Here is a 23,613-nt window from a genome sequence, read left to right as displayed (position 1 = left end):
AATCGGGGGGAGCCACGAACTACCTTCCGAACACAACGATTCCAGCGAAAGGCCCGTCATGTCCTTCCCTTCCCGTCCGTCGCGCCGCAACAGCGGCTTCATCCACCCGCTGTCCAGCGAGATCACGCCACGCGCCCTCTACGAAGGCCGGCGCGACCTGCTCAAGCTGATGGCGGGCGGCGCGGCCGGCGCCGCGCTGGCTTCCTTCGCGGGCCGCGAGGCGCTGGCCCAGACGGCGCGGCCGAACAAGCTGGAAGCGCTGCCGGGCGCGAAGTCCGCGGTGCCCGGTGCGCAGACGATGGAAAAGCTCACCGACTACAAGGACGCGACGAGCTACAACAACTACTACGAGTTCGGCACCGACAAGGGCGACCCGGTCAAGAACGCCGGCACGCTCAAGACCCGGCCCTGGACCGTCGAGGTCGAGGGGCTGGTGAAGAAGCCCGGCAAGTACTCGATCGAGGACCTGCTGAAGCTCAGCGCGCAGGAAGAGCGCATCTACCGGCTGCGCTGCGTCGAGGGCTGGTCGATGGTGATTCCGTGGGTCGGCTATTCGCTGGCCGAGCTGATCAAGAAGGTCGAGCCGCAGGGCAACGCCAAGTTCGTCGAGTTCGTGACCCTGGCCGATCCCAAGACCATGCCCTTCGTCGGCTCGCGCGTGCTCGACTGGCCCTACACCGAGGGCCTGCGCATGGACGAGGCAATGCATCCGCTCACGCTGCTGGCCTTCGGCATGTATGGCGAGGTGCTGCCGAACCAGAACGGCGCGCCGGTACGGCTCGTGGTGCCATGGAAGTACGGCTTCAAGTCGGCCAAGTCGATCGTGAAGATCCGCTTCGTCGAGAAGGAGCCGAGCACGGCCTGGAACAAGGCCGCGGCGCAGGAGTACGGCTTCTATTCGAACGTGAACCCGAACGTCGACCATCCGCGCTGGAGCCAGGCGACCGAGCGCCGCATCGGCGACGGCGGCGGCCTGTTCGCCAAGCGCAACAAGACCCTTCTGTTCAACGGCTACGAAGCGCAGGTCGGCCAGCTCTATGCGGGCATGGACCTGAAGAAGAACTACTGAGGCGGGCGCGCACCCCTGCAACCCGCGGGGGCGCGACCCGAACGCCATGAACAAGCTGCTGCTGCACCCCGCCGCCAAGCCCGTCGTCTTCCTGCTGTGCCTGCTTCCCTTCGCGTGGCTGGCCTACGGTGTGGTGGTCGACCAGCTGGGCCCCAATCCCCAGGAGTACCTGATCCGCGCGACCGGCGACTGGACCTTGCGCTTCCTGTGCATCGTGCTGGCGGTCACGCCGCTGCGCGTGACGACGAAGTGGAACGGCCTGGCGCGCTTTCGGCGCATGCTGGGCCTGTACGCCTACTTCTACGTGGTGCTGCACCTGCTGTGCTACGCGTGGTTCGACATGGGGCTCGACTGGGGCGAGATCGCCAAGGACATCGCGAAGCGGCCGTTCATCCTGGTGGGCTTCTCGGCCTTCGTGCTGCTGACCCCGCTGGCACTGACCTCGTTCAACCGCGCGATCAAGGCCATGGGCGCGAAGCGCTGGCAGCTGCTGCACAAGCTGGTCTACCTGATCGCGGGGCTGGGCCTGCTGCACTTCTTCTGGATGCGCGCGGGCAAGAACAACTTCGCCGAGGTGTTCGTCTACGCGGCGATCATCGGACTGCTGCTGGCGTGGCGGCTCTGGCGCTGGATGGGCGCCCGCAAGGCGGGCGTGCCGGCGGCGCGGGCCGGCGCGCGGGCACGGCCGTCGAACTAGCCGCGGTTCCCGCTCAGCCCCTGGCGGCCTGCAGCTCGGCCTGCAGCTGGTCTTCCAGCGTCTCGCGCCGGCGGATCAGCGTGGCGGCCGTGCCACTCACGAGCACCTCGGCCGCGCGCGCGCGGGTGTTGTAGTTGCTCGCCATGCTCATGCAATAGGCACCGGCCGAGAGCACGCCCAGCAGGTCGCCGGCCACCACGTTGAGTTCGCGGTCGCGGCCGATCCAGTCGCCGCTCTCGCAGACCGGGCCCACCACGTCGTAGGTGGTGCCGGCGCCGGCGCGCTCGCGCAGCGGCACGATGCGATGGAAGGCCTGGTACATCGCGGGCCGCGGCAGGTCGTTCATGGCCGCGTCGACGATGCAGAAATTCTTGTCCTCGCCGGGCTTGGTGTAGAGCACCTCGGTCAGGCACACGCCGGCATTGCCGACCAGCGAGCGGCCCGGCTCGATCACCAGCTTGCGCTGGCCGAAGCCGCGCGCGTCGAGTCGGTCGAGCAGCTGCCGCCACAGCGCATCGGCCTGCGGCGGCGTCTCGCCGTTGTAGTCGATGCCCAGGCCGCCGCCGAAGTCCAGGTGATGGATGGGAATGCCCGCGGCCTCGATCGCCACCACCAAGTCGAGCACGCGCTCGAAGGCGTCGAAGTAGGGCGAGGCCTCGGTGATCTGCGAGCCGATGTGGCAGTCGATGCCCACCACCTCGAGGCCCGGCAGGCTGGCCGCGTGGCGGTAGGCCTGCACGGCGCGGTCGTGCGCGATGCCGAACTTGTTGCCCTTGAGGCCGGTCGAGATGTAGGGGTGCGTCTTGGGATCGACGTTGGGATTGATGCGGATGCTGATCGGTGCGCGCGCCTTCTCGGCCAGCGCCACCTCGTTGAGCACCTCGAGCTCGGCCTCGCTCTCGACGTTGAAGCAGGCGATGCCGGCCGCGAGCGCCTGGCGCATCTCGGCGCGGGTCTTGCCGACACCCGAGAAGATGATCTTTTTTCGGATCGGCGCCGACCGCGAGCACGCGCGCGAGTTCGCCACCCGAGACGATGTCGAAGCCGCAGCCGGCCTCGGCGAACACGCGCAGCACGCCGAGCGAGGAGTTGGCCTTCATCGCGTAGCAGACCAGCGCATCGCGGCCCTGGAAGCCGCGCTGGTAGGCGGCCAGGGCGTCGAGCATCCACTGCTTCGAGTAGACGAACAGCGGCGTGCCGTGCTCGCGCGCGAGCGCATCGAGCGACACGCCTTCGACCTGGAGCGCGCCGTCGCGCTGCGCGATATGGGGATGGCCGGGCAGGGGAAGGGTGCTCATCGTGCGGCTCCGCTGCCGGCGGTGGCGGGCTTCGGCGCGGCCTGGCCAGCGCCGGAAGACGGTGTCGCATTGCCGGTGCCGCCGGGCATGCTGGGCGTCAGCAGGTCGGGCAGCGTGGCGCGTTGCGAGGCGGCCGGATCGGTCGGCAGATAGAGGGCGCCGCGCTGTCCGCAGGCGGCCAGGCCGAGGGTGGCGGCGGCGAGGCAGACCATGAGCGCAGTGCGGCCGCAGGCGCTCACTAGAATTTGGTGGACATTCAACATAACGAAATTGTAATGACGGACTCCGAATACATGGACCGCGCCGAAGCCGCGCTGGCGGCAATCGAGCACAGCTGCGACCGCATCAACGACGCCACGGACGCCGACATCGACAACCAGCGCGTGGGCGGCATGATCACGATTTCGTTTCCCAACGGCAGCCAGCTGATCGTGAACCTGCAGAAGCCGCTGCAGGAGATCTGGCTCGCGGCGCGCTCGGGTGGTTACCACTACCGCTTCGACGGCCAGGCCTGGGTCGACACCAAGAGCGCGGAAGAGTTCTTCGGCAACCTGTCGCGCGAGGCGAGCCTGCAGGCGGGGCAGCCGCTGAGCTTCACCGCGGGCTGAGCAAGGCCCGCGGCTTCGCTTCAGTTGCGGAACAGGTCGAGGATGCGGCTGCGCTCCTCGGGCGGCGCGGGCGGGCTCACCGGCGCGCCGCTCAGCGCTTCGGCCGGTGCCGCCGGCGTCGTGTCGACACCCAGGCTGGCCACGCCGCGGCCTGGCGCGTAGTCGTCGTAGTACCACTCGCCGCCCACGTTCACCACGCCTGAAGGCGGGCTGGTCGAGAGGTCGGTGACCGGCGCGCCCTTGATGGCGGTTTCCATGAAGTTGATCCAGATCGGCAGGCTCAGGCCGCCACCGGTCTCGCGGTCGCCGAGGTTGCGCGGCGTGTCGTAGCCGATCCACGAGATCGCGGTCATGGTCGGCTGGAAGCCTGCGAACCACGCATCGAGCGAATCGTTGGTGGTGCCGGTCTTGCCGTAGAGGTCGGGCCGCTTGAGCATCGCCTGGGCCTTGGCCGCGGTGCCGGCGCGCGCCACCGATTGCAGCAGGCTGTCCATGATGAAGGCGTTGCGCTGCGGAATGGCGCGCAGCGCGTCATTGAGCAGCGGCGGTTGCTTGTCGACCAGCAGCTTGTCCTTGTGGTCGGTGATGCGCGTCACGAGGTAGGGATTGACGCGGTAGCCGCCGTTGGCGAACACCGAGTAGCCCACCGCCATCTGCATCGGCGTGACCGAGCCCGCGCCGAGCGCCATCGGCAGGTAGGCCGGATGCTTCTCGCGCTCGAAGCCGAAGTTGGTGATCCAGTCCTGCGCGTAGCGCGTGCCGATCGACTGCAGGATGCGGATCGAGACCAGGTTCTTCGACTTCATCAGCGCGGTGCGCATCGACATCGGGCCGTCGTAGCCGCCACCGTAGTTCTTGGGCTCCCAGGGCTGGCCGCCGGTGGTGCCGGCGTCGAAGAACAGCGGGCCGTCGTTGATCACGGTGGCGGGCGTGAAGCCCTTCTCGAGCGCGGCCGAGTAGATGAAGGGCTTGAAGCTCGAGCCCGGCTGGCGCCAGGCCTGCGTGACGTGGTTGAACTTGTTCTTGCCGAAGTCGAAGCCGCCGACCAGCGCCTTGATCGCGCCGTCGCGCGGGTCCATGGCGACGAAGGCGCCCTCGACCTCGGGCAGCTGGGTGATCTCCCAGGTGTTCTTGGGCGTCTTGACCACCCGGATCACCGCGCCGCGACGGATCTTGATGTTGGGCGGTGCCTTGTCCGAAAGGCCCGATTGCGCGGGCTTGAGGCCTTCGCCCGTGATCTGCACCGCGTCGCCGTTGCCGCGCACCGCGTCGATCTGCTTGGCCGTGGCCTTGAGCACCACGGCGGCCATCACGTCGCCGTTGTCGGGATGGTCGCTGAGCGCGTCGTCGACGGCTTCGTCGAGATCCTTGGCATCGTTCGGCAACTCGACGAACTTCTCGGGGCCGCGATAGATCTGGCGGCGCTCGTAATCCATGATGCCCTTGCGCAGTGCCTTGTAGGCGGCGGCCTGGTCGGCCGCCACGAGCGAGGTGTAGACCTTAAGGCCGCGCGTGTAGGTGCTGTCGCCGTACTGCGCATACATGAGCTGGCGCACCGTTTCGGCCACGTATTCGGCGTGCAGCCGGTTCGGGTCGGCGGCGTCGCGCAGGTGCAGCTCCTCCTTCTTGGCGGCCGCGGCCTGCTCGGCGGTGATGAAGCCGGCTTCCTGCATGCGGTCGATCACGTAGAACTGCCGGCCGCGCGCGCGCTGCGGGTTGTTCACCGGGTTGTTCGCGCCGGGCGCCTTGGGCAGGCCGGCCAGCATCGCGGCCTGGGCGATGGTGAGCTCGGACAGCGGCTTGCCGAAGTAGGCCTCTGAGGCGGCGGAGAAGCCGTAGGCGCGGTTGCCGAGGTAGATCTGGTTCAGGTAGATCTCGAAGATCTGGTCCTTGCTCAGCAGGTGCTCGAGCTTGAAGGTCAGCAGCACCTCGTAGATCTTGCGCGTCAGCGTCTTCTCGGAACTCAGGTAGACGTTGCGCGCCACCTGCATGGTGATGGTGGAGGCGCCCTGGCTCTTCACGCGGTTCATGTTCGCGAGACCGGCGCGGATCATGCCCTTGTAGTCGACGCCGCCGTGGTCGTAGAAGCGGGCGTCCTCGGCCGCCAGCACGGCGTCCTTCACCACCTTGGGAATGGCCGAGATCGGCGTCAGGTTGCGGCGCTCCTCGCCGAACTCGCCGATCAGGATGCCCTCGGCCGAGAACACGCGCAGCGGCAGCTTGGGCCGGTAGTCGGAGAGCTCGGAGATGTCGGCAGGTTCGGATAGGCGACCGCCAGCGCCACCGCGACCACGCAGATCACCGACAGCACGCCGGCCGCGGCGATGCCCAGGCCCCAGAACACGAAGCGCAGCAGCCATTTGAGCCAGGCGGGCCGGGTGGAGGCGGGTGGGGTCTTGGCTGGGCGCTTGGAGTTTGGCGTTGGCCGTGTGTTTTCTTGCATGGAGGGCCCGAGAGTCACCGCGCATTATAAAAAGCCACCCCTTGGGCGGGCCCCGATGTTTGCTCGGCGCCCCGGTCCTAAATCGAAAGTTACAAAACGAGGCTTTAGCGTCAGCTTTTGGCAACGATCGACCCTGCCGTCCCGATCCGCCCCTTGGATGGCGTCGGGCGTGCTGCTAGCATGCAACCGAATTCAAATTTTTCCATTGGTTACAAATGCAGGGGAAGAGGGACAGAACTTGGCTGCTCTTGGAACATTGTTTCGTCGTCAGAACGCCCCCCTGCTCGGGCTGGATGTCAGCTCGTCCAGCGTCAAGCTGGTCGAACTCGGCCGTGAAGCCAGCGGCAAGCTGATCCTGGAACGCTGCGCCATCGAGCCCCTCGAGCGCGGCTGGATCACCGATGGCAACGTCGAGAAGTTCGACGAGGTCGCCGAGGCCGTGCGCCGCGTGGTGCGCAAGAGCGGCACCCGCACGCGCAACGTCGCGCTGGCGCTGCCGCCCTCGGCGGTGATCACCAAGAAGATCATTCTTCCGGGCGGGATGAGCGAGCAGGAGCTCGAAATCCAAGTCGAATCGGAAGCCAATCAATACATTCCTTTCTCGCTGGACGAAGTGAGTCTCGATTTCTGCGTGACCGGGCCGAGCCTGAGCTCGGCGGGCGACGTCGAGGTGCTGATCGCCGCGTCGCGCAAGGAGAAGGTGCAGGACCGCGAAGGCCTGGCCGAGGCGGCGGGCCTCAAGGCCATGATCCTGGACGTCGAGTCCTATGCCTCGCGCCTCGCCACCGCGCGCCTGATCGAACAACTGCCGGGCAAGGGCCAGGACGCCATCGTCGCCCTGTTCGAGGTCGGCGCGTTCACCACCAGCATGCAGGTGCTGCGCAACCAGGAAGTGCTGTACGACCGCGACCAGGCCTTCGGCGGCGCCCAGCTCACCCAGATGATCGTGCGCCAGTACGGCTTCTCGGCCGAGGAGGCCGAGGCCAAGAAGCGCAGCGGCGACCTGCCCGACGACTACGGCTCGGGCGTCCTCAAGCCCTTCGTCGAGAGCATCGCCCAGGAAATCGCGCGCGCGCTGCAGTTCTTCTTCACCAGCACGCCGCACAACCGTGTCGACTACGTGATGCTGGCCGGCGGATCGGCCTCGCTGCCGGGCCTGAGCAATGCGGTGACGCGGCAGACCTCCTTCGCCTGCTCGCTCGTCAATCCCTTCGACGGCATGGAGCTCGGCTCGAACATCCGCGAGAAGAAGGTCCGGCGCGAAGCGCCTTCCTACCTGACCTCCTGCGGTCTGGCCATGCGGAGGTTCCTGCAGTGATCCTGATCAATCTGCTTCCGCACCGCGAGGCCGCGCGCAAGCGCCGGCGCGAAGCCTTCTATGGCGCGCTGGCCGGTGCCGCTTTGCTCGGCGGCCTGATCGCGTGTCTGGGCTATCTCTGGTTCGAGGCCCAGATCTCGGCCCAGCAATCGAAGAACCGCTTCCTGCAGGGCGAGATCAAGAAGCTCGAGGTCGAGATCAAGGAGATCTCGACCTTGCAGGAGGAGATCGCGGCGCTGCGCGCGCGCCAGCAGGCCGTCGAGGACCTGCAGGGTGACCGCAACCTGCCGGTGCATCTGCTCAACGAACTGGTGCGGCAACTGCCCGACGGCGTCTACCTGTCGAACATGAAGCAGGACAACCAGACCGTCACGCTGCAGGGCATGGCGCAGTCGAACGAGCGCGTGTCCGAGCTGCTGCGCAATCTCGGCAACAACAGTCCCTGGCTGGTGAAGCCGGAGCTGGTCGAGATCACTTCCGCCACCGTGAGCCTGAGCGCGAACCAGCGCGACCAGCGGCGGGTGGCGAACTTCACCATGCGCATCGGCCTCAAGCGGCCGACCGACGCGCAGAAGGCCGCGGCCGACAAGGCGCTGGCCACCGCGGCGCAGTCCAAGGGCTAGGCGATCATGGCAAGCAAACGCTCTTCCCCCCCATCGATCTCGGTGCCGCGCTGCGCCGCTTCGGCGATCAGTTCCGCGGGCTGAACACCAACGACCCCGCGAGCTGGCCGTCCGTGCCGCGCTACGCGTTGTGCCTGGGCCTGACCGTCGTCGTGGTGGTGGCGCTGTGGTTCGTGTGGCTCACGAATTCGAACGACGAGCTCGAATCGGAGCGCGGCAAGGAGGTCACGCTCAAGGCCGACTATCAGAAGAAGGTGGCGCAGGCCGCGAACCTCGACCTGCTGAAGAAGCAACGCGAGCAGGTGCAGCAGTACGTCACGCTGCTCGAAAAGCAACTGCCGAGCAAGGCCGAGATGGATGCCTTGCTGTCGGATATCAACCAGGCTGGCCTCGGGCGCAGCCTGCAGTTCGAGCTGTTCCGCCCAGGGCAGGTCGTCGTCAAGGACTACTACGCCGAGTTGCCGATTGCTGTGCGCGTGACCGGTCGCTACCACGACATGGGCGCTTTTGCGGCCGATGTCGCCAGCCTGTCGCGGATCGTCACGTTGAACAACCTGAGCGTGGCGCCGCAGAAGGACAAGGACGGTGCGTTGACCATGGATGCGACGGCGCGCACCTACCGCTATCTCGATGAAGAAGAGCGGGCCACCCAGAAACGCGCTGCGGCGTCCAAAGGCGCGAAGAAATGAAAGCGGCCTTCAAGTTCTTGTGGCTCGCAATGGCCGCGTTGGGATTGAGTGCTTGCGGGAACTCCGATCAGGAAGATCTTCAGCGCTGGATGGTGGAGCAGCGCGCACAGGTCAAGCCCAGCATCTCGCCCATCACGGAACCGAAAAGGTTCACACCACAGGCCTATACGGAAGCCTCGTCGTTCGAGCCTTTCAACATGCTGAAGCTCACGCAGGCGCTGCGGCGCGAATCGAACCAACAGGGCAGTTCCGATCTGATTGCTCCCGAATTGGCGCGTCGCAAGGAGGCCCTCGAGGCCTTCCCGCTCGATTCGATGGCAATGGTCGGCACGATGAACCGCAACGGGCAGCCCGTGGCCCTGTTGAAGGTCGACAAGCTGCTCTACAAGGTGCGCGTTGGCGAGTACCTGGGCCTCAACTACGGCCGCATCACGCGGATCAACGAAAGCGAAGTCGCCCTGCGAGAAATCGTGCAGGACGCGGCCGGCGAATGGATCGAACGCGCAGCATCGCTGCAGTTGCAAGAGAGTGCGAAATGAACCTAGAAAAATCGAAGATGGCGGAGCGGCTGCGAAACGTCGCCCTCGGACTGCTGGCATGTGGTGCTTTTGCCATGGCCCAGGCGCAGAACGCCATCGAGGCGGTGACCAGTTCGACGCAGTCGGGTGCGGAGGTGATCCGTATCGACCTGGCACAGCCCCTGGCCACGGCCCCCAATGGTTTTGCGGTCCAGGCGCCCGCGCGCATCGCGCTCGATTTCCCGGGTGTCACGAATGCCATCGGGCGTTCCGCGATCGAGATCAATCAGGGCAATCTGCGTTCGGTCAACGTGGTGCAGGCGGGTGAACGCAGCCGTGTGGTGCTCAATCTCAAACAGGCCACCGCGTACAAGACCGAGATCCAGGGCAAGTCGCTGCTGGTGACGCTCGAGCCCGTGGCCGGCGTCGCGCTCGCGGCGTCCGCCTCCGCGGCCTTCGCCGAGAATCGCAACCGCGACATGCTTCCGTTGCGTGATGTCGATTTCCGTCTCGGCCCCGACAACACGGGTCGCGTCATCATCGATCTGGCCAACAATCAAGTGGGTGTCGATCTGCGGCAGCAAGGCAAGACCCTGGTGGCGGAGTTCACCAAATCCACCTTGCCCGAGGGCCTGCGCCGTCGCCTCGACGTCGCCGATTTCAACACGCCGGTGCAATCGATCACGGCTCAGCAGGCCGGTGATCGCGTCCGCATGACGATCGAGGCCAAGGGCGACTGGGAGCACAGTGCCTACCAGAGCGACAACCAGTTCGTGGTGGAAGTCCGCGCACGCAAGGTCGACCCGACCAAGCTGACCCAGGGCGTGGGCTACACGGGTGAGAAGCTGTCGCTGAATTTCCAGAACATCGAGATTCGCTCGCTGCTGCAGGTAATCGCCGACTTCACGAACTTCAACATCGTGACCTCCGATTCGGTGACCGGTGCGTTGACCTTGCGGCTGAAAGACGTGCCTTGGGATCAGGCACTCGACATCATCATGCAAGCCAAGAATCTCGGCATGCGCAAGAACGGCAGCGTGCTGTGGATCGCGCCGAAGGACGAGATCAATGCCAAGGAGAAGCTCGAGTTCGAGGCCAAGGCGGCGATCGAGAACCTCGAGCCGCTGCGGACGCAGTCGTTTCAGTTGAACTACACCAAGGCCATCACGATCGCCCAGGGGCTGACGGGGACGGGAACCTCGGCAGGTGGAGGCGGGGGGGGCTCGGCCACACGCATTTTGAGTCCGCGCGGCAGCGTGATTGCGGAGGCACGTACCAACCAACTGTTTGTTTCGGACATACCCTCTCGCCTCGCTCAAGTGTCGGAACTGATTCAGAAGCTGGACGTGCCGGTGCGGCAGGTGTTGATCGAGGCCCGTATCGTTGAAGCGACCGACACATTCGGCAAGTCGCTGGGCGCACGCCTGGGGGGAGGTATTGCGGGCGAGCGCGTGGCTTCCGCCAACGGCAATCGGGCCTTCGGGAACTTTGGCGCGATGCCGGTCGTAACTCAAGGGACCAATGGCAGCGGGAGTACGGGTACCACCACCTGGACCAACTCGAACTTCGTCAACATGCCTGCCTCGGATCCGACCGGCAACGGTGTCGCCGCAGGCACCTTCGCCATCTCGCTCTTCAACTCCAGCTTCTCCCGCATGCTGAACCTCGAGATCTCGGCACTCGAAGCCGACGGCAAGGGCAAGCTGGTATCCAGCCCCCGCGTCATCACGGCCGACCAGACCAAGGCGCTGATCGAGCAGGGCGAGGAAATCCCCTACCAGCAAGCGACTTCGAGCGGCGCTACCTCGATCTCGTTCCGCAAGGCCGTGCTCAAGCTCGAAGTCACGCCGCAGATCACGCCCGAGGGCAACATCATCCTCACGCTCGACGTCAGCAAGGATGCGCGCGGCATCAACACCACCGCGGGCCCGGCCATCAACACCAAGCACGTCCAGACCGAAGTGCTGGTCGAGAACGGCGGCACGGTCGTCATCGGTGGTATCTTCGAGCTCAACGAATCCAATGACGAGTCGCGCGTGCCGGTGCTGGGTGAAGTGCCCTATGTGGGGGGCGCTGTTCCCGCACACGGACTCGCATTGCGAACAAGACCGAAATGCTCGTCTTTATCACCCCGAAGATGATTACCGACCGCAACGCCGCGCGCTGACGCGCGGGCGTAGCAGCCACGGCGTGGCCGTCGCACTCGTCGGATTGCCCGGCGCCGGAAAGTCCGCGGTGGGCCGGCGGCTGGGTCTTCGGCTCAACCTTCCCTTCGTCGACACCGATCACGAGATCGAGCAGCGCATCGGCTGCTCGATCCGCGACTACTTCGAGCGCGAGGGCGAAGCCGCCTTCCGCGATCTCGAACAGCAAGTGATCGCCGAGCTGGCGGCCGGCGCGAACGGCGTGCTGGCCACCGGGGGCGGCGCGGTGCTGCGCGAGGCCAACCGGCTGCAACTGCGCGGCCACTTCCACGTGATCTACCTGCGGTCCTCGCCCGAGGACCTGTTCCGGCGCCTGCGCCACGACGTCAAGCGGCCGCTGCTGCAGGTGGCCGATCCGCTGGGTCGGCTGCGCGAGCTGCACGATGCGCGCGATCCCTTCTATCGCGAGACCGCCCACGACGTCGTCGACACGGGGCGTCCCACGGTCGCGACGCTCGTGAACATCATCGTGATGCAGCTCGAGCTGGCCGGCATCGTGCCGCCCGGCGCGCATCCCGAGGGGCCCGAGCCGACCTCGTCCTCGGACTGAGTTCGCGCGGCCCGAAGCACATCGACCCTCGCGCGCCGAGGCGCTTGCGGCCAGCGCTCCGGCCCCTGGGCGCCGCACCGCCTAAACTCCCGCCATGCCATCGCCCGCCGCTTCCGTTTCCCCGCCCACCCTCGAACGCGTCGACATCCCGCTCGGCGACCGCAGCTATCCCATCCTCATCGGCGCCGGACTGTTCGACGATCCCCAGACCTACGGCATCGTGCCGCAGGCGGCCAGCGCGCTGATCGTCAGCAACACCACGGTCGCGCCGCTCTACGCCCAGGGTCTGCGCCAGGCGCTGGCCGGCCGGTTCCGGCAGGTGCATCTGCTCGAGCTGCCCGATGGCGAGGTCTACAAGAACCTCGAGACCCTGAACCTGATCTTCGACGCGCTGCTGGGCCACGGCAGCGACCGCAAGACCGTGCTGTTCGCCCTCGGCGGCGGCGTGGTCGGCGACATGACCGGTTTCGCGGCCGCCAGCTACATGCGCGGCGTGCCCTTCGTCCAGGTGCCGACCACCTTGCTGGCGCAGGTCGATTCCTCGGTCGGCGGCAAGACGGCCATCAACCATCCGCTGGGCAAGAACATGATCGGCGCGTTCTACCAGCCGCAGTTGGTGGTCTGCGACCTCGGCACCCTGCAGACCCTGCCGCCGCGCGAACTCAGTGCCGGCCTGGCCGAGGTCATCAAGTACGGGCCGATCCACGACATGGCCTTCCTCGACTGGATCGAAGCCAACATCGACGCCCTGGTGGCGCGCGATCCCGCCGCGCTCGCGCATGCGGTCAAGCGCAGCTGCGAGATCAAGGCGCTGGTGGTCGGCCAGGACGAGCGCGAGACCGGCCTGCGCGCGATCCTCGATTTCGGCCACACCTTCGGCCATGCGATCGAATCGGGCCTGGGCTATGGCGAGTGGCTGCATGGCGAGGCCGTGGGCTGCGGCATGGTGATGGCGGCGCGGCTGTCGCAGCGCCTCGGCGGCGTGGATGCGGCCTTCGTCGAGCGCCTGACCCGCCTGATCCAGCGCGCCGGCCTGCCCACCGTCGGCCCCGACCTCGGCGCGGAGCGCTACCTCGAACTGATGCGCGTCGACAAGAAATCCGAGGGCGGCGAGATCCGCTTCGTGGTGATCGACAAGCCCGGCTCCGCGATCATGCGCGGCGCGCCCGATGCGCTGGTGCGCGAGGTGCTCGCGCAGTCCTGCGCGGCGGCCTGAGCCCCATTCCGATGGCCGGCATCGCCACCGCGGATCCATGAGCCTCGCGCCCTACGCCTCCCACCCCGCGCGTTCGCGCGGCCGTCGCCATCCCGAGCCGCCCGCGCCCACGCGCGATGCCTTCCAGCGCGACCGCGACCGCATCGTGCATTCGACGGCATTCCGGCGGCTGGTCTACAAGACGCAGGTGTTCCTCAACCACGAGGGCGACCTGTTCCGCACGCGGCTCACCCATTCGCTCGAGGTGGCGCAGCTCGGCCGTTCGATCGCGCGCGCGCTGCGGCTCAACGAGGACCTGGTCGAGGCGGTCGCGCTGGCCCATGACCTGGGCCACACGCCCTTCGGCCATGCGGGGCAGGACGCGCTCAATGCCTGCATGGCCGAGCACGGCGGGTTCGAGCACAACCTGCAGAGCCTGCGCGTGGTCGATGCGCTCGAGCACCGCTATCCGCAGTACGACGGCCTCAACCTCAGCTTCGAGACGCGCGAGGGCATCCTCAAGCACTGTTCGCGCGCCAATGCCGAGAAGCTCGAGGCGGCCGAGCCCGGCGGCGTGGCGCGCCGCTTCATCGACCGTACCCAGCCCGGCCTCGAGGCGCAGCTGTGCAACCTGGCCGATGCGATCGCCTACAACGCCCACGACATCGACGACGGCGTGCGTTCCGGCCTGATCGCCGTCGAGCAGTTGGCCGAGGTCGAGCTGTTCGAGCGCTACCGGCGCGAGGCGCTGGCCGAATACCCGGCGCTCAGCGGCCGCCGCGTGCTCTACGAGACCATCCGCCGCATGCTCAGCGCCCAGGTCTACGACGTGATCGACGCCACCCGCGCGACGCTCGAAGCGCTCGCGCCCGGCGATGCCGACGCGGTGCGCCGTGCGCCGCCGGTGGTCGCGTTCAGCGAGGGCATGCGCGCGCAGTCGGAGACGCTGCAGCGCTTCCTGTTCCGCAACCTCTATCGCCATCCGCAGGTGGTGCAGACCACCGACCAGGCGCGCGAGGTGGTGCGCGAACTGTTCGACGCCTACCTCGAGCGCGGCGCCGAGATGCCCGAGTCCTTCGCCGAGCGCGCGGATCGCCCGCGCGCCGTGGCCGACTACATCGCGGGCATGACCGACCGCTTCGCGATGCGCGAGCACGAGAGGCTGACCGGCCGGCGCGGGATCGCGCGCGCCGACGGGCCGACGGCATGACATCGCCCGGCGCGCGCCCGCGCATTCCCGCGGCCGCCTTCGCGGTCGTGGTCGCTGGCGTCAGCGCCGCGCTGCACCTGGGCAAGCTGCCGCCCGCGGTGCCGGCGCTGCAGGCTTCGCTGGGCATCGGCCTGGTCGAGGCCGGCTTCCTGCTCTCGCTGGTGCAGGTCGCGAGCATGACGCTGGGCCTGCTCGCGGGCCTGGCGGCCGACACCATCGGCCTGCGCCGCAGCATGCTGGGCGGACTGGCGGTGCTGGCCCTGGCCAGCCTCGCGGGCGGCGCGGTCGGCAGCCATCTGCCCCCCGAGCAGGCCGTGCCCTGGCTGCTGGTGCTGCGCGCCGTCGAGGGCATCGGCTTCCTGCTGGCGGTGATGCCGGGCCCGGGCCTGATCCGCGCCCTCACGCCCGCAGGCGCCGACAAGGCCGCGCTGGGGCTCTGGGGCGCCTATATGCCGTTCGGCGTGGCGCTGGCCCTCTTGCTCGGCCCGGTGCTGATCGGCTGGAACGGCTGGCCCGGCTGGTGGTGGGCGCTGTCGCTGGTGTCGGCGCTGGCGGCCGCCTGGCTGTTCGTCGCGGTGCCGGCCGACCGGCAGCGCGCGCCGAGCGCCGCCGCCGTGCCAGAGAGCGGCTGGTCGCGCCTGCGCACCACCGTCGGTGCGCGCGGGCCCTGGCTCACGGCGCTGAGCTTCGCCGTCTATTCGGCGCAGTGGATGGCGGTGATCGGCTTCCTGCCCGCGATCTATGCCGGCGCGGGCGTGCCGGCCGGTTGGAACGCGGTGCTCACGGCGCTGGCCGCGGCGATGAACATCGTCGGCAACATCATGGGCGGGCGCTGGCTGCAGCGCGGCATCGCGCCCGAACGGCTGCTGCAGTGGGGCTTCCTGATCATGGCGCTGGGCGGCATCGCGGCCTTCGCGGAACTGCGCGGGCCGGGCGCCGATGCCGTCGGGCTGCCCGCTTCGCTGCGCTTCGTGGCCGTCTGCGCCTTCTCGCTCGCGGGCGGCATGGTGCCGGCCACGTTGTTCCTGCTCGGCGTGCGCTTCGCGCCCGGGCCGGCCACCGTGTCGACCACCGTCGGGCTGATGCAGCAGGCCTCGTCGCTGGGCCAGTTCCTGGCGCCGCCGACGGTTGCCTGGGTGGCGCACCGTGTCGGCGGATGGCACTGGACCTGGGTCGCGACGCTGGCCTGCTCGCTGACCGGCATCGCGATCGCGCGCCGGCTCGGCCGTGCGCGGCTGGCGCTGGAGGCGGCGACGCCATGAGCGGCAATGCTCCCGTCACGGCCGAGCAGGCCGTCGCCGACACGCGCCGCTGGCTCGAGCGCGCGGTGATCGGCCTCAACCTGTGCCCGTTCGCGAAGGCCGTGCACGTCAAGGGCCAGATCCACTGCGCCACCTACCTGCCCGCCGAGCATGACGACCTGCTCGACGCATTGCTCGCCGAAGCGCGGCAGCTCGTCGCGCTCGATGCCGCCGAGCGCGACACCACCTTGCTGATCGCGCCGAACGCGCTCGCGGACTTCCTCGACTTCAACGACTTCACCGCGCGCGCCGAGCGCCGGCTCGCCAAGGCCGGTTTCGACGGCGTGCTGCAGCTCGCGAGCTTCCATCCGCAATTCCAGTTCGGCGGCACCGAGCCCGACGACATCGGCAACGCGACCGACCGCGCGCCCTATCCCACGCTGCACCTGCTGCGCGAAGAGAGCGTGGACCGCGCGGTCGAGGCCTTTCCCGACGCCGAGGAAATCTTCGGCCGCAACATCGACACCCTCGAGGCCCTCGGGCCCGAAGGCTGGGCCGCGCTCGACGTCGGCCCCGGGAGCACCCCCCACATGAATACCCACGCACCGAAGAAGACCCGCGACGACCATTCCGCCAAGGGCGGCAAGACCGCCAAGGTGGCGAAGGCCGATGCCGAACTCGCCGAGGCCCTGCGCCCGGGCCAGTCGGTCGAGCTGCTCAAGGAGCTGCACATCCTCACGCGCGAGGGCCGGCTCAACCAGGACTCGCGCCGCAAGCTCAAGCAGGTCTATCACCTGTTCCAGTTCATCGAGCAGCTGCTGCGCGAGCTGCCCGAGGGCGGCGCCAACGCCACGCTGGCCGACCATGGCGCGGGCAAGTCGTACCTGGGCTTCATCGTCTATGACCTGTTCTTCCGCGCGGGGCAGGGCGGTCACGTCTACGGCATCGAGACGCGCGCCGAGCTGGTCCAGAAGTCGCGCGAACTTGCGCAGCGGCTGGGCTTCGACCGCATGTCCTTTCTGAATCTGACGGTGGCCGAGTCCGCCACCGCGGGTGAGCTGCCATCGCAGATCGACGTGGTGACCGCGCTGCATGCCTGCGACACCGCCACCGACGACGCGATCGCCTTCGGCCTCGCGAAGAAGGCGCGCTGCATGGTGCTGGTGCCCTGCTGCCAGGCGGAAGTGGCGGCCTGCCTGCGCGAGACCAAGGCGCTGGCGCTGTCGCGCACGCCGCTGGCCGAGCTCTGGCGCCATCCGCTGCACACCCGCGAGATCGGCAGCCAGCTCACCAACGTGCTGCGCTGCCTGTACCTCGAGGCCAACGGCTACAGCGTCACCGTGACCGAGCTCGTGGGCTGGGAACACAGCATGAAGAACGAACTGATCCTCGCGCGCCATACCGGCCAGCGCAAGGCGAGCGCGGCCGCTCGGCTGCGCGAATTGCTGGCGCAGTTCGGGCTCGATGCGTTGGGTGACACCCGCTTTCGGCTCGACTGAGCCGCGCGCCGCGCCGGGTCAGCGCGAAGCCAGCAGCGCCGGCAGCGCGTCGCGCGTGGGCCAGGCCAGCGTCTTCCACGGGCTGCGCTCGTCTTCCAGCAGCCGTTCGGTCACCGATGCCAGCACCTTGCGGCCCATGAAGTTGCTGCCCGCGGCGTCGCGTTCGCCTTCAAGGAAGCTTCGGCCGTAGCCCTGCCAGCCGTCGAAGCGCTCGATCGCCAGCGCCACCGCCGGCTCGAGCGCATCCAGCGCCTCGCGCGCTTGCAGGTAGCCGACCGCCGCCGAGCCGGTCGCGAGGTGCGCGAAGCGGGCGATCCACACGGCCAGTTCGCCATCCGTGCTGCGGGCCAACGCCTCGGCCGCATCGTGGGTGTCGGCGATGGCTTCGCGTGCCTGGGCTTCGTCGCCCGCGTCGAAGTCGCGCGCCAGCAGCTTCTTCCATGGCGCTACTTCCTCGTCGGGGATCGGCACGCACAGCAGGTGCACCGCGCTGCGGTTCGCTTCCTTGGCGGCCTTGAGGTCGGGGGCGAAGGTCTCGCGGTAGATCGCGGCCAGCGCCACGGCCATGTTCTCGTAGCGCGACGAGGCCGCGAGACGGGCCTCGAGCGCCGCGCCGTCCTGCTGCGCCTTGGCCTCGCGCTCGGCGGTTTCCTGCGCCAGCTCGGCGCGTCCCTCCGCCATGCCTTCCTTGACCGTATCGAGCATTTCCTTGAAGAACTTGAACATCGAATGGCTCCTCCCCCGCCAGGATGGAATGGTTCGGCGGGCGGCTTAGGATACAGGCCCCGCGCGTCAACCCTTCCTGGCCCATGGCCCGCCTTCCCCGTCTCACCCTTGCCGGCCTGCCGCACCACGCGATCCAGCGCGGCAACAACCGCCAGCCAATCTTCGTGGACCGCGCCGACCACGAGAAGCTGCTCGCCCTGCTGGCCGACAGCGCCACGCGCTTCGGCGTCGCGGTGCATGCCTACGTGTTGATGGACAACCACTTCCACCTGCTGGCCACGCCCAAAACCGCCACGGGGCTGCCGCAGCTGATGCAGTCGGTCGGGCGCAGCTACGTGCGCTACTTCAACGACCGCCATGGCCGCAGCGGCACGCTGTGGGAAGGCCGCTACAGGTCGACCCTGATCCAGACCGAGCGCTACCTGCTGACCTGCATGGCCTACATCGACCTCAACCCGGTGCGCGCGGGGCTGGTGATCGATCCGCGCGACTTCGCGTGGTCCAGCCATGCGCACTACGCGGGGCTGCGGCACGACCGGCTGCTTACGCCCCATCCGCTGTACTGGGAGCTCGGCAACACTCCGTTCGCGCGCGAGGCCGCGTATGTCGAACTGGTGCGCGCGGGCGTCCGGTCCGCCGACCAGTTAGCGCTGACCGAGGCCACGCTGCGTGGCTGGGCGGCCGGCGACGCCGATTTTCTGGAAGCGTTGCAGAAGAACACCGAGCGCCGGGTGCTGCCGGCCAAGGCCGGGCGGCCGCCTTCGGGCATCAAAAGCTGAGCCGAAGCGGGTGAAAACCGCCGTCCGGTGGTCGTTTTCCGCTATCCAAATTGATGTGTCCCCAATTAAATTCTGACAAGAAAGCTCAAGATTTAATTGGAATCTGACCCCCATTAAAGTGTTTGGCATTCTTTGTGCATCGCAATATGCTCCCAATCCCTGCGAAAACTGAAGGAGTGCGCCATGACGACGGCTGCCGAGATTCAACATCTCCAACAACACGGTCTGTATTCCGGTGCCGACGAGCACGATGCCTGCGGCGTCGGCTTCGTGGCCCACATCAAGGGCGAGAAGAGCCACGCCATCGTGCTGCAGGGCTTGAAGATTCTCGAGAACCTCGACCATCGCGGCGCCGTGGGTGCCGACAAGCTGATGGGCGACGGCGCCGGCATCCTGATCCAGCTGCCCGACCACCTGTACCGCGACGAGATGGCCAAGCAGGGCGTCACGCTGCCCCCGCCGGGCGAGTACGGCGTCGGCATGATCTTCCTGCCGAAGGAACACGCCTCGCGCCAGGCCTGCGAGCAGGAAATGGAACGCGCGATCAAGGCCGAAGGCCAGGTGCTGCTGGGCTGGCGCGACGTGCCGGTCAACCGCGACATGCCGATGTCGCCCACCGTGCGCGAAAAGGAACCGTTGCTTCGCCAGGTCTTCATCGGCCGCGGCAACGACGTGATCGTGCAGGACGCGCTGGAACGCAAGCTCTACGTGATCCGCAAGACCGCGAGCGCCAACATCCAGCGCCTGAAGCTCAAGCACAGCAAGGAATACTACGTTCCGAGCATGTCGAGCCGCACCGTGGTCTACAAGGGCCTGCTGCTCGCCGACCAGGTCGGTACCTACTACCTCGACCTGCAGGACAAGCGCTGCGTCTCGGCCCTGGGCCTGGTGCACCAGCGCTTCTCGACCAACACCTTCCCCGAGTGGCCGCTGGCCCACCCGTACCGCTACGTCGCGCACAACGGCGAAATCAACACCGTCAAGGGCAACTACAACTGGATGAAGGCACGCGAGGGCGTGATGTCGTCTCCCGTGCTCGGCGCCGACCTGCAGAAGCTCTACCCGATCAGCTTCGCGGGCCAGTCCGACACCGCCACTTTCGACAACTGCCTCGAGCTGCTGACGATGGCCGGCTACCCGATCAGCCAGGCCGTGATGATGATGATTCCCGAGCCCTGGGAACAGCACAGCACCATCGATCCGCGCCGCCGCGCGTTCTATGAATACCACGCCGCCATGCTCGAGCCCTGGGACGGCCCGGCCTCGATCGTGTTCACCGACGGCCGCCAGATCGGCGCCACGCTCGACCGCAACGGCCTGCGTCCCTCGCGCTACTGCGTGACCGACGACGACCTGGTCATCATGGCCTCCGAGTCGGGCGTGCTGCCCGTGCCCGAGCAGAAGATCGTGCGCAAGTGGCGCCTGCAGCCCGGCAAGATGTTCCTGATCGACCTCGAGCAGGGCCGCATGATCGACGACGAGGAGGTCAAGGCCACCCTCGCGAACAGCAAGCCCTACAAGCAGTGGATCGAGAACCTGCGCATCAAGCTCGACAGCGTGCAGGCCGAGCCGGTGGCCGCGCCGATCTCGCAGGTCGCGCTGCTCGACCGCCAGCAGGCCTTCGGCTACACCCAGGAAGACATCAAGTTCCTGATGAGCCCGATGGCGCAGGCCGGCGAGGAGGGCATCGGCTCGATGGGCAACGACAGCCCGCTGGCCGTGCTCTCGAGCAAGAACAAGCCGCTGTACAACTACTTCAAGCAGCTGTTCGCCCAGGTCACGAACCCGCCGATCGACCCGATCCGCGAAGCCATCGTGATGTCGCTGGTGTCCTTCATCGGCCCCAAGCCCAACCTGCTCGACATCAACCAGGTCAACCCGCCGATGCGGCTCGAGGTGAGCCAGCCGATCCTCGACTTCGCCGACATGGCGAAGCTGCGCGACATCGGCAAATACACGCAGGGCAAGTTCAAGAGCTACGTGCTCGACATCACCTACCCGCTCGCCTGGGGCGACGAAGGCGTCGAAGCCAAGCTGGCCTCGCTGTGCGCCGAAGCCGTCGATGCCATCAAGGGCGGCCACAACATCCTGATCGTGAGCGACCGCGGCGTCGGCCCGACGCAGGTCGCGATTCCCGCCGTGCTGGCGCTGTCGGCCGTGCACCAGTACCTGGTGCGCGAGGGCCTGCGCACCACGGCCGGCCTGGTGGTCGAGACCGGGTCGGCGCGCGAGGTGCACCACTTCGCCGTGCTCGCGGGCTACGGCGCCGAGGCGGTCCATCCCTACCTCGCGATGGACACCCTGGCCGGCATGCATGCCGACCTGCCGGGCGCGCTGAGCGCCGACAAGGCGATCTACAACTACGTGAAGGCGATCGGCAAGGGTCTGTCGAAGATCATGTCGAAGATGGGTGTCAGCACCTACATGAGCTACTGCGGCGCCCAGCTGTTCGAGGCCATCGGCCTGAACAGCGAGACCGTCAGCAAGTACTTCACCGGCACCGCCAGCCGCGTGGAAGGCATCGGCGTGTTCGAGATCGCCGAGGAAGCCATCCGCATGCACAAGGCCGCCTTCGGCGACGACCCGGTGCTCGCCAGCATGCTCGACGCCGGCGGCGAATACGCCTGGCGCACGCGCGGCGAAGAGCACATGTGGACGCCCGACGCGATTGCCAAGCTGCAGCACAGCACGCGCGCCAACAACTGGAACACGTACAAGGAATACGCCCAGCTCATCAACGACCAGAACCGCCGCCACCTCACGCTGCGCGGCCTGTTCGAGTTCAGGATCGATCCGGCGAAAGCAATTCCCGTGGACGAAGTCGAATCGGCGGCCGACATCGTCAAGCGCTTCGCCACCGGCGCGATGTCGCTGGGCTCGATCAGCACCGAGGCGCACTCGGTGCTGGCCGTGGCCATGAACCGCATCGGCGGCAAGAGCAACACCGGTGAAGGCGGCGAAGACCCCGCGCGCTACCGCAACGAACTCAAGGGCATCCCGATCAAGCAGGGCGACACGCTGCGCAGCGTGATCGGCGCCGAGAACGTCGAGGTCGACCTGCCGTTGAAGGACGGCGACTCGCTGCGCTCGCGCATCAAGCAGGTGGCCTCGGGCCGCTTCGGCGTCACGGCCGAGTACCTGCATTCGGCCGACCAGATCCAGATCAAGATGGCCCAGGGCGCGAAGCCGGGCGAGGGCGGCCAGCTGCCGGGCGGCAAGGTCACCGAGTACATCGGCAAGCAGCGCTATGCGGTGCCGGGCGTGGGCCTGATCTCGCCGCCGCCGCACCACGACATCTACTCGATCGAGGACCTGGCCCAGCTGATCCACGACCTGAAGAACACCGCGCCGCACGCCAGCATCAGCGTGAAGCTGGTCAGCGAAATCGGCGTCGGCACCATCGCCGCGGGCGTGGCCAAGTGCAAGAGCGACCACGTCGTGATTGCCGGCCATGACGGCGGCACGGGCGCCTCGCCCTGGTCGTCGATCAAGCATGCGGGCAGCCCGTGGGAAATCGGCCTGGCCGAGACGCAGCAGACGCTGGTGCTCAACCGCCTGCGCAGCCGCATCCGCGTGCAGGCCGACGGCCAGATGAAGACCGGCCGCGACGTCGCCATCGGCGCGCTGCTGGGCGCCGACGAGTTCGGCTTCGCCACCGCGCCGCTGGTGGTCGAGGGCTGCATCATGATGCGCAAGTGCCACCTCAACACCTGTCCGGTGGGCGTGGCCACGCAGGACCCGGTGCTGCGCAAGAAGTTCTCGGGCAAGCCCGAGCACGTCGTCAACTACTTCTTCTTCGTCGCGGAAGAGGTGCGCCAGATCATGGCCCAGCTCGGCATCCGCAAGTTCGACGACATGATCGGCCGCGCCGACCTGCTCGACATGCGCAAGGGCATCGAGCACTGGAAGGCCTCGGGCCTCGACTTCAGCCGCCTGTTCGCGCTGCCGAACGTGCCGGCCGACGTCTCGCGCTTCCATGTCGAGAACCAGGACCACGGCCTCGACAAGGCGCTCGACGTCCGGCTGATCGAGAAGTCGCGTCCCGCGATCGACAAGGGCGAGAAGGTGCAGTTCATCGAGGTGGCGCGCAACGTCAACCGCTCGGTGGGCGCGATGCTCTCGGGCGCGCTGACCAAGGTGCATCCGCAGGGCCTGCCCGACGACTCGATCCGCATCCAGCTCGAGGGCACGGGCGGCCAGTCGTTCGGCGCCTTCCTGGCACGCGGCATCACGCTGTACCTGATCGGCGACGCCAACGACTACACCGGCAAGGGCCTGTCGGGCGGCCGCGTGGTGGTGCGCCCCAGCCTCGACTTCCGCGGCGAGGCCGCGCGCAACACCATCGTCGGCAACACCGCGCTGTACGGCGCGACCACCGGCGAGGCCTACCTGTGCGGCGTGGCCGGCGAGCGCTTCGCGGTGCGCCTGTCGGGCGCCACGGCGGTCATCGAAGGCACGGGCGACCACGGCTGCGAATACATGACCGGCGGCACGGTGGCCGTGCTCGGCAAGACCGGGCGCAACTTCGCGGCCGGCATGAGCGGCGGCGTGGCCTTCGTCTACGACGAGGACGGCCAGTTCGCCTCGCGCTGCAACATGGCGATGGTCTCGCTCGACAAGGTGCTGACCTCGGCCGAGCAGACCGCCAGCGTGCATCGCAAGATCTGGCACGGCGGCGAGACCGACGAGGCCCAGCTGAAGAAGCTGCTCGAGGACCACCACCGCTGGACCGGCAGCAAGCGCGCGCGCGAGCTGCTCGACACCTGGGCCGTGTCGCGCACCAAGTTCGTCAAGGTCTTCCCCAACGAGTACAAGCGCGCCCTCGGCGAGCTGCACGACCGCAAGGTCGAGCTCACCAGCACCGGCAACAACGCGCACGTCGGCCTCGAGCCGCACGCGATCGCCGCCGCGCCCAAGACGGCGCCGGCCGCCGCCTGAAGGCGCGG

Annotated in this window: 16 protein-coding genes and 4 pseudogenes; 16 read left to right on the top strand and 4 right to left on the bottom strand. The window is 67.7% G+C overall.

The features are described from left to right. Positions 1–58 precede the first annotated feature (58 nt). Both msrP and ACHMXE_RS36535 read left to right on the top strand, forming a co-directional pair. Positions 59–1,069 (top strand): protein-methionine-sulfoxide reductase catalytic subunit MsrP, encoded by a 1,011-nt coding sequence (gene msrP, locus ACHMXE_RS36540; RefSeq protein ID WP_203204605.1) that lies wholly within the window; start codon positions 59–61, stop codon positions 1,067–1,069. Between the two features lie 46 nt (positions 1,070–1,115). Continuing rightward, positions 1,116–1,766 (top strand): protein-methionine-sulfoxide reductase heme-binding subunit MsrQ, encoded by a 651-nt coding sequence (locus ACHMXE_RS36535; protein WP_209544700.1) that lies wholly within the window; start codon positions 1,116–1,118, stop codon positions 1,764–1,766. Between the two features lie 13 nt (positions 1,767–1,779). On the opposite strand, the pseudogene lysA reads toward ACHMXE_RS36535, so the two are convergent. Both lysA and ACHMXE_RS36525 read right to left on the bottom strand, forming a co-directional pair. After that, positions 1,780–3,064, bottom strand: a pseudogene (gene lysA / locus ACHMXE_RS36530) (diaminopimelate decarboxylase). Further along, positions 3,061–3,276: a lipoprotein gene (locus ACHMXE_RS36525; protein ID WP_395348708.1), complete on the bottom strand. Its 216-nt coding sequence runs from the start codon at positions 3,274–3,276 to the stop codon at positions 3,061–3,063. Before ACHMXE_RS36525 ends, lysA begins: the two are co-directional and overlap by 4 nt. 63 nt (positions 3,277–3,339) lie before the next feature. Here ACHMXE_RS36525 and cyaY point away from each other — a divergent pair, with 63 nt between their 5' ends. After that, positions 3,340–3,672, top strand: coding sequence for an iron donor protein CyaY (cyaY, locus tag ACHMXE_RS36520; RefSeq protein WP_057596019.1), 333 nt, complete (start codon positions 3,340–3,342; stop codon positions 3,670–3,672). Positions 3,673–3,692: 20 nt separating this feature from the next. On the opposite strand, the pseudogene ACHMXE_RS36515 reads toward cyaY, so the two are convergent. Beyond that, positions 3,693–6,115 (bottom strand): annotated as a pseudogene (locus tag ACHMXE_RS36515) (penicillin-binding protein 1A). Between the two features lie 238 nt (positions 6,116–6,353). Between ACHMXE_RS36515 and ACHMXE_RS36510 the strand changes: the two are divergent. From ACHMXE_RS36510 to ACHMXE_RS36460, 11 genes and pseudogenes are all read left to right on the top strand, one after another. Next, a complete protein-coding gene (locus ACHMXE_RS36510) occupies positions 6,354–7,433 on the top strand; it encodes a pilus assembly protein PilM (RefSeq protein WP_057596021.1) in 1,080 nt (359 codons plus the stop codon). After that, positions 7,430–8,056 (top strand): PilN domain-containing protein, encoded by a 627-nt coding sequence (locus ACHMXE_RS36505; protein WP_057596022.1) that lies wholly within the window; start codon positions 7,430–7,432, stop codon positions 8,054–8,056. The genes ACHMXE_RS36510 and ACHMXE_RS36505 overlap by 4 nt, the downstream gene beginning before the upstream one ends. A gap of 32 nt (positions 8,057–8,088) precedes the next feature. Then, positions 8,089–8,745 carry a type 4a pilus biogenesis protein PilO gene (locus tag ACHMXE_RS36500; RefSeq protein ID WP_395352961.1) on the top strand — a complete coding sequence of 219 codons (657 nt, stop codon included), beginning with the start codon at positions 8,089–8,091 and terminating at the stop codon, positions 8,743–8,745. Continuing rightward, positions 8,742–9,284, top strand: a complete 543-nt coding sequence (locus tag ACHMXE_RS36495; protein WP_395348707.1) for a pilus assembly protein PilP — start codon at positions 8,742–8,744, stop codon at positions 9,282–9,284. Before ACHMXE_RS36500 ends, ACHMXE_RS36495 begins: the two co-directional genes overlap by 4 nt. Beyond that, a pseudogene (pilQ, locus tag ACHMXE_RS36490) lies at positions 9,281–11,430 on the top strand (type IV pilus secretin PilQ). Before ACHMXE_RS36495 ends, pilQ begins: the two are co-directional and overlap by 4 nt. Before the next feature lie 23 nt (positions 11,431–11,453). Further along, positions 11,454–12,017, top strand: a complete 564-nt coding sequence (locus ACHMXE_RS36485; RefSeq protein WP_203204615.1) for a shikimate kinase — start codon at positions 11,454–11,456, stop codon at positions 12,015–12,017. A gap of 94 nt (positions 12,018–12,111) precedes the next feature. Next, on the top strand, positions 12,112–13,233 hold the full coding sequence (gene aroB, locus ACHMXE_RS36480) for a 3-dehydroquinate synthase (RefSeq protein ID WP_395348706.1): 1,122 nt from the start codon (positions 12,112–12,114) through the stop codon (positions 13,231–13,233). Between the two features lie 37 nt (positions 13,234–13,270). Then, complete coding sequence (locus ACHMXE_RS36475; protein ID WP_093352005.1) at positions 13,271–14,422, top strand: deoxyguanosinetriphosphate triphosphohydrolase; 1,152 nt, start codon at positions 13,271–13,273, stop codon at positions 14,420–14,422. Next, a complete protein-coding gene (locus ACHMXE_RS36470; RefSeq protein ID WP_395348705.1) occupies positions 14,419–15,684 on the top strand; it encodes a CynX/NimT family MFS transporter in 1,266 nt (421 codons plus the stop codon). Before ACHMXE_RS36475 ends, ACHMXE_RS36470 begins: the two co-directional genes overlap by 4 nt. After that, a pseudogene (locus ACHMXE_RS36465) lies at positions 15,579–16,208 on the top strand (DUF1415 domain-containing protein); the annotation flags it as partial. The gene ACHMXE_RS36470 and the pseudogene ACHMXE_RS36465, both read left to right, overlap by 106 nt. 45 nt (positions 16,209–16,253) lie before the next feature. Beyond that, positions 16,254–17,162: an SAM-dependent methyltransferase gene (locus ACHMXE_RS36460; RefSeq protein ID WP_209544686.1), complete on the top strand. Its 909-nt coding sequence runs from the start codon at positions 16,254–16,256 to the stop codon at positions 17,160–17,162. Positions 17,163–17,180: 18 nt separating this feature from the next. On the opposite strand, the gene ACHMXE_RS36455 is transcribed toward ACHMXE_RS36460, so the two are convergent. After that, positions 17,181–17,888 carry a DUF1266 domain-containing protein gene (locus ACHMXE_RS36455; protein WP_395348704.1) on the bottom strand — a complete coding sequence of 236 codons (708 nt, stop codon included), beginning with the start codon at positions 17,886–17,888 and terminating at the stop codon, positions 17,181–17,183. An 83-nt stretch (positions 17,889–17,971) separates the two neighbouring features. On the opposite strand from ACHMXE_RS36455, the gene ACHMXE_RS36450 reads away from it, so the two are divergent. Both ACHMXE_RS36450 and ACHMXE_RS36445 read left to right on the top strand, forming a co-directional pair. After that, entirely contained in the window at positions 17,972–18,667 is a 696-nt protein-coding gene (locus ACHMXE_RS36450) for a transposase (protein ID WP_395348703.1), read from the top strand. A gap of 183 nt (positions 18,668–18,850) precedes the next feature. After that, on the top strand, positions 18,851–23,605 hold the full coding sequence (locus tag ACHMXE_RS36445) for a glutamate synthase-related protein (RefSeq protein WP_395348702.1): 4,755 nt from the start codon (positions 18,851–18,853) through the stop codon (positions 23,603–23,605). Positions 23,606–23,613 lie beyond the last annotated feature (8 nt).

Origin of the sequence: Variovorax sp. UC122_21 (assembly GCF_044056785.1) — a bacterium.
Taxonomy (GTDB): Bacteria; Pseudomonadota; Gammaproteobacteria; order Burkholderiales; family Burkholderiaceae_C; genus Variovorax.
This window is presented reverse-complemented; position numbering and strand designations above follow the sequence as displayed.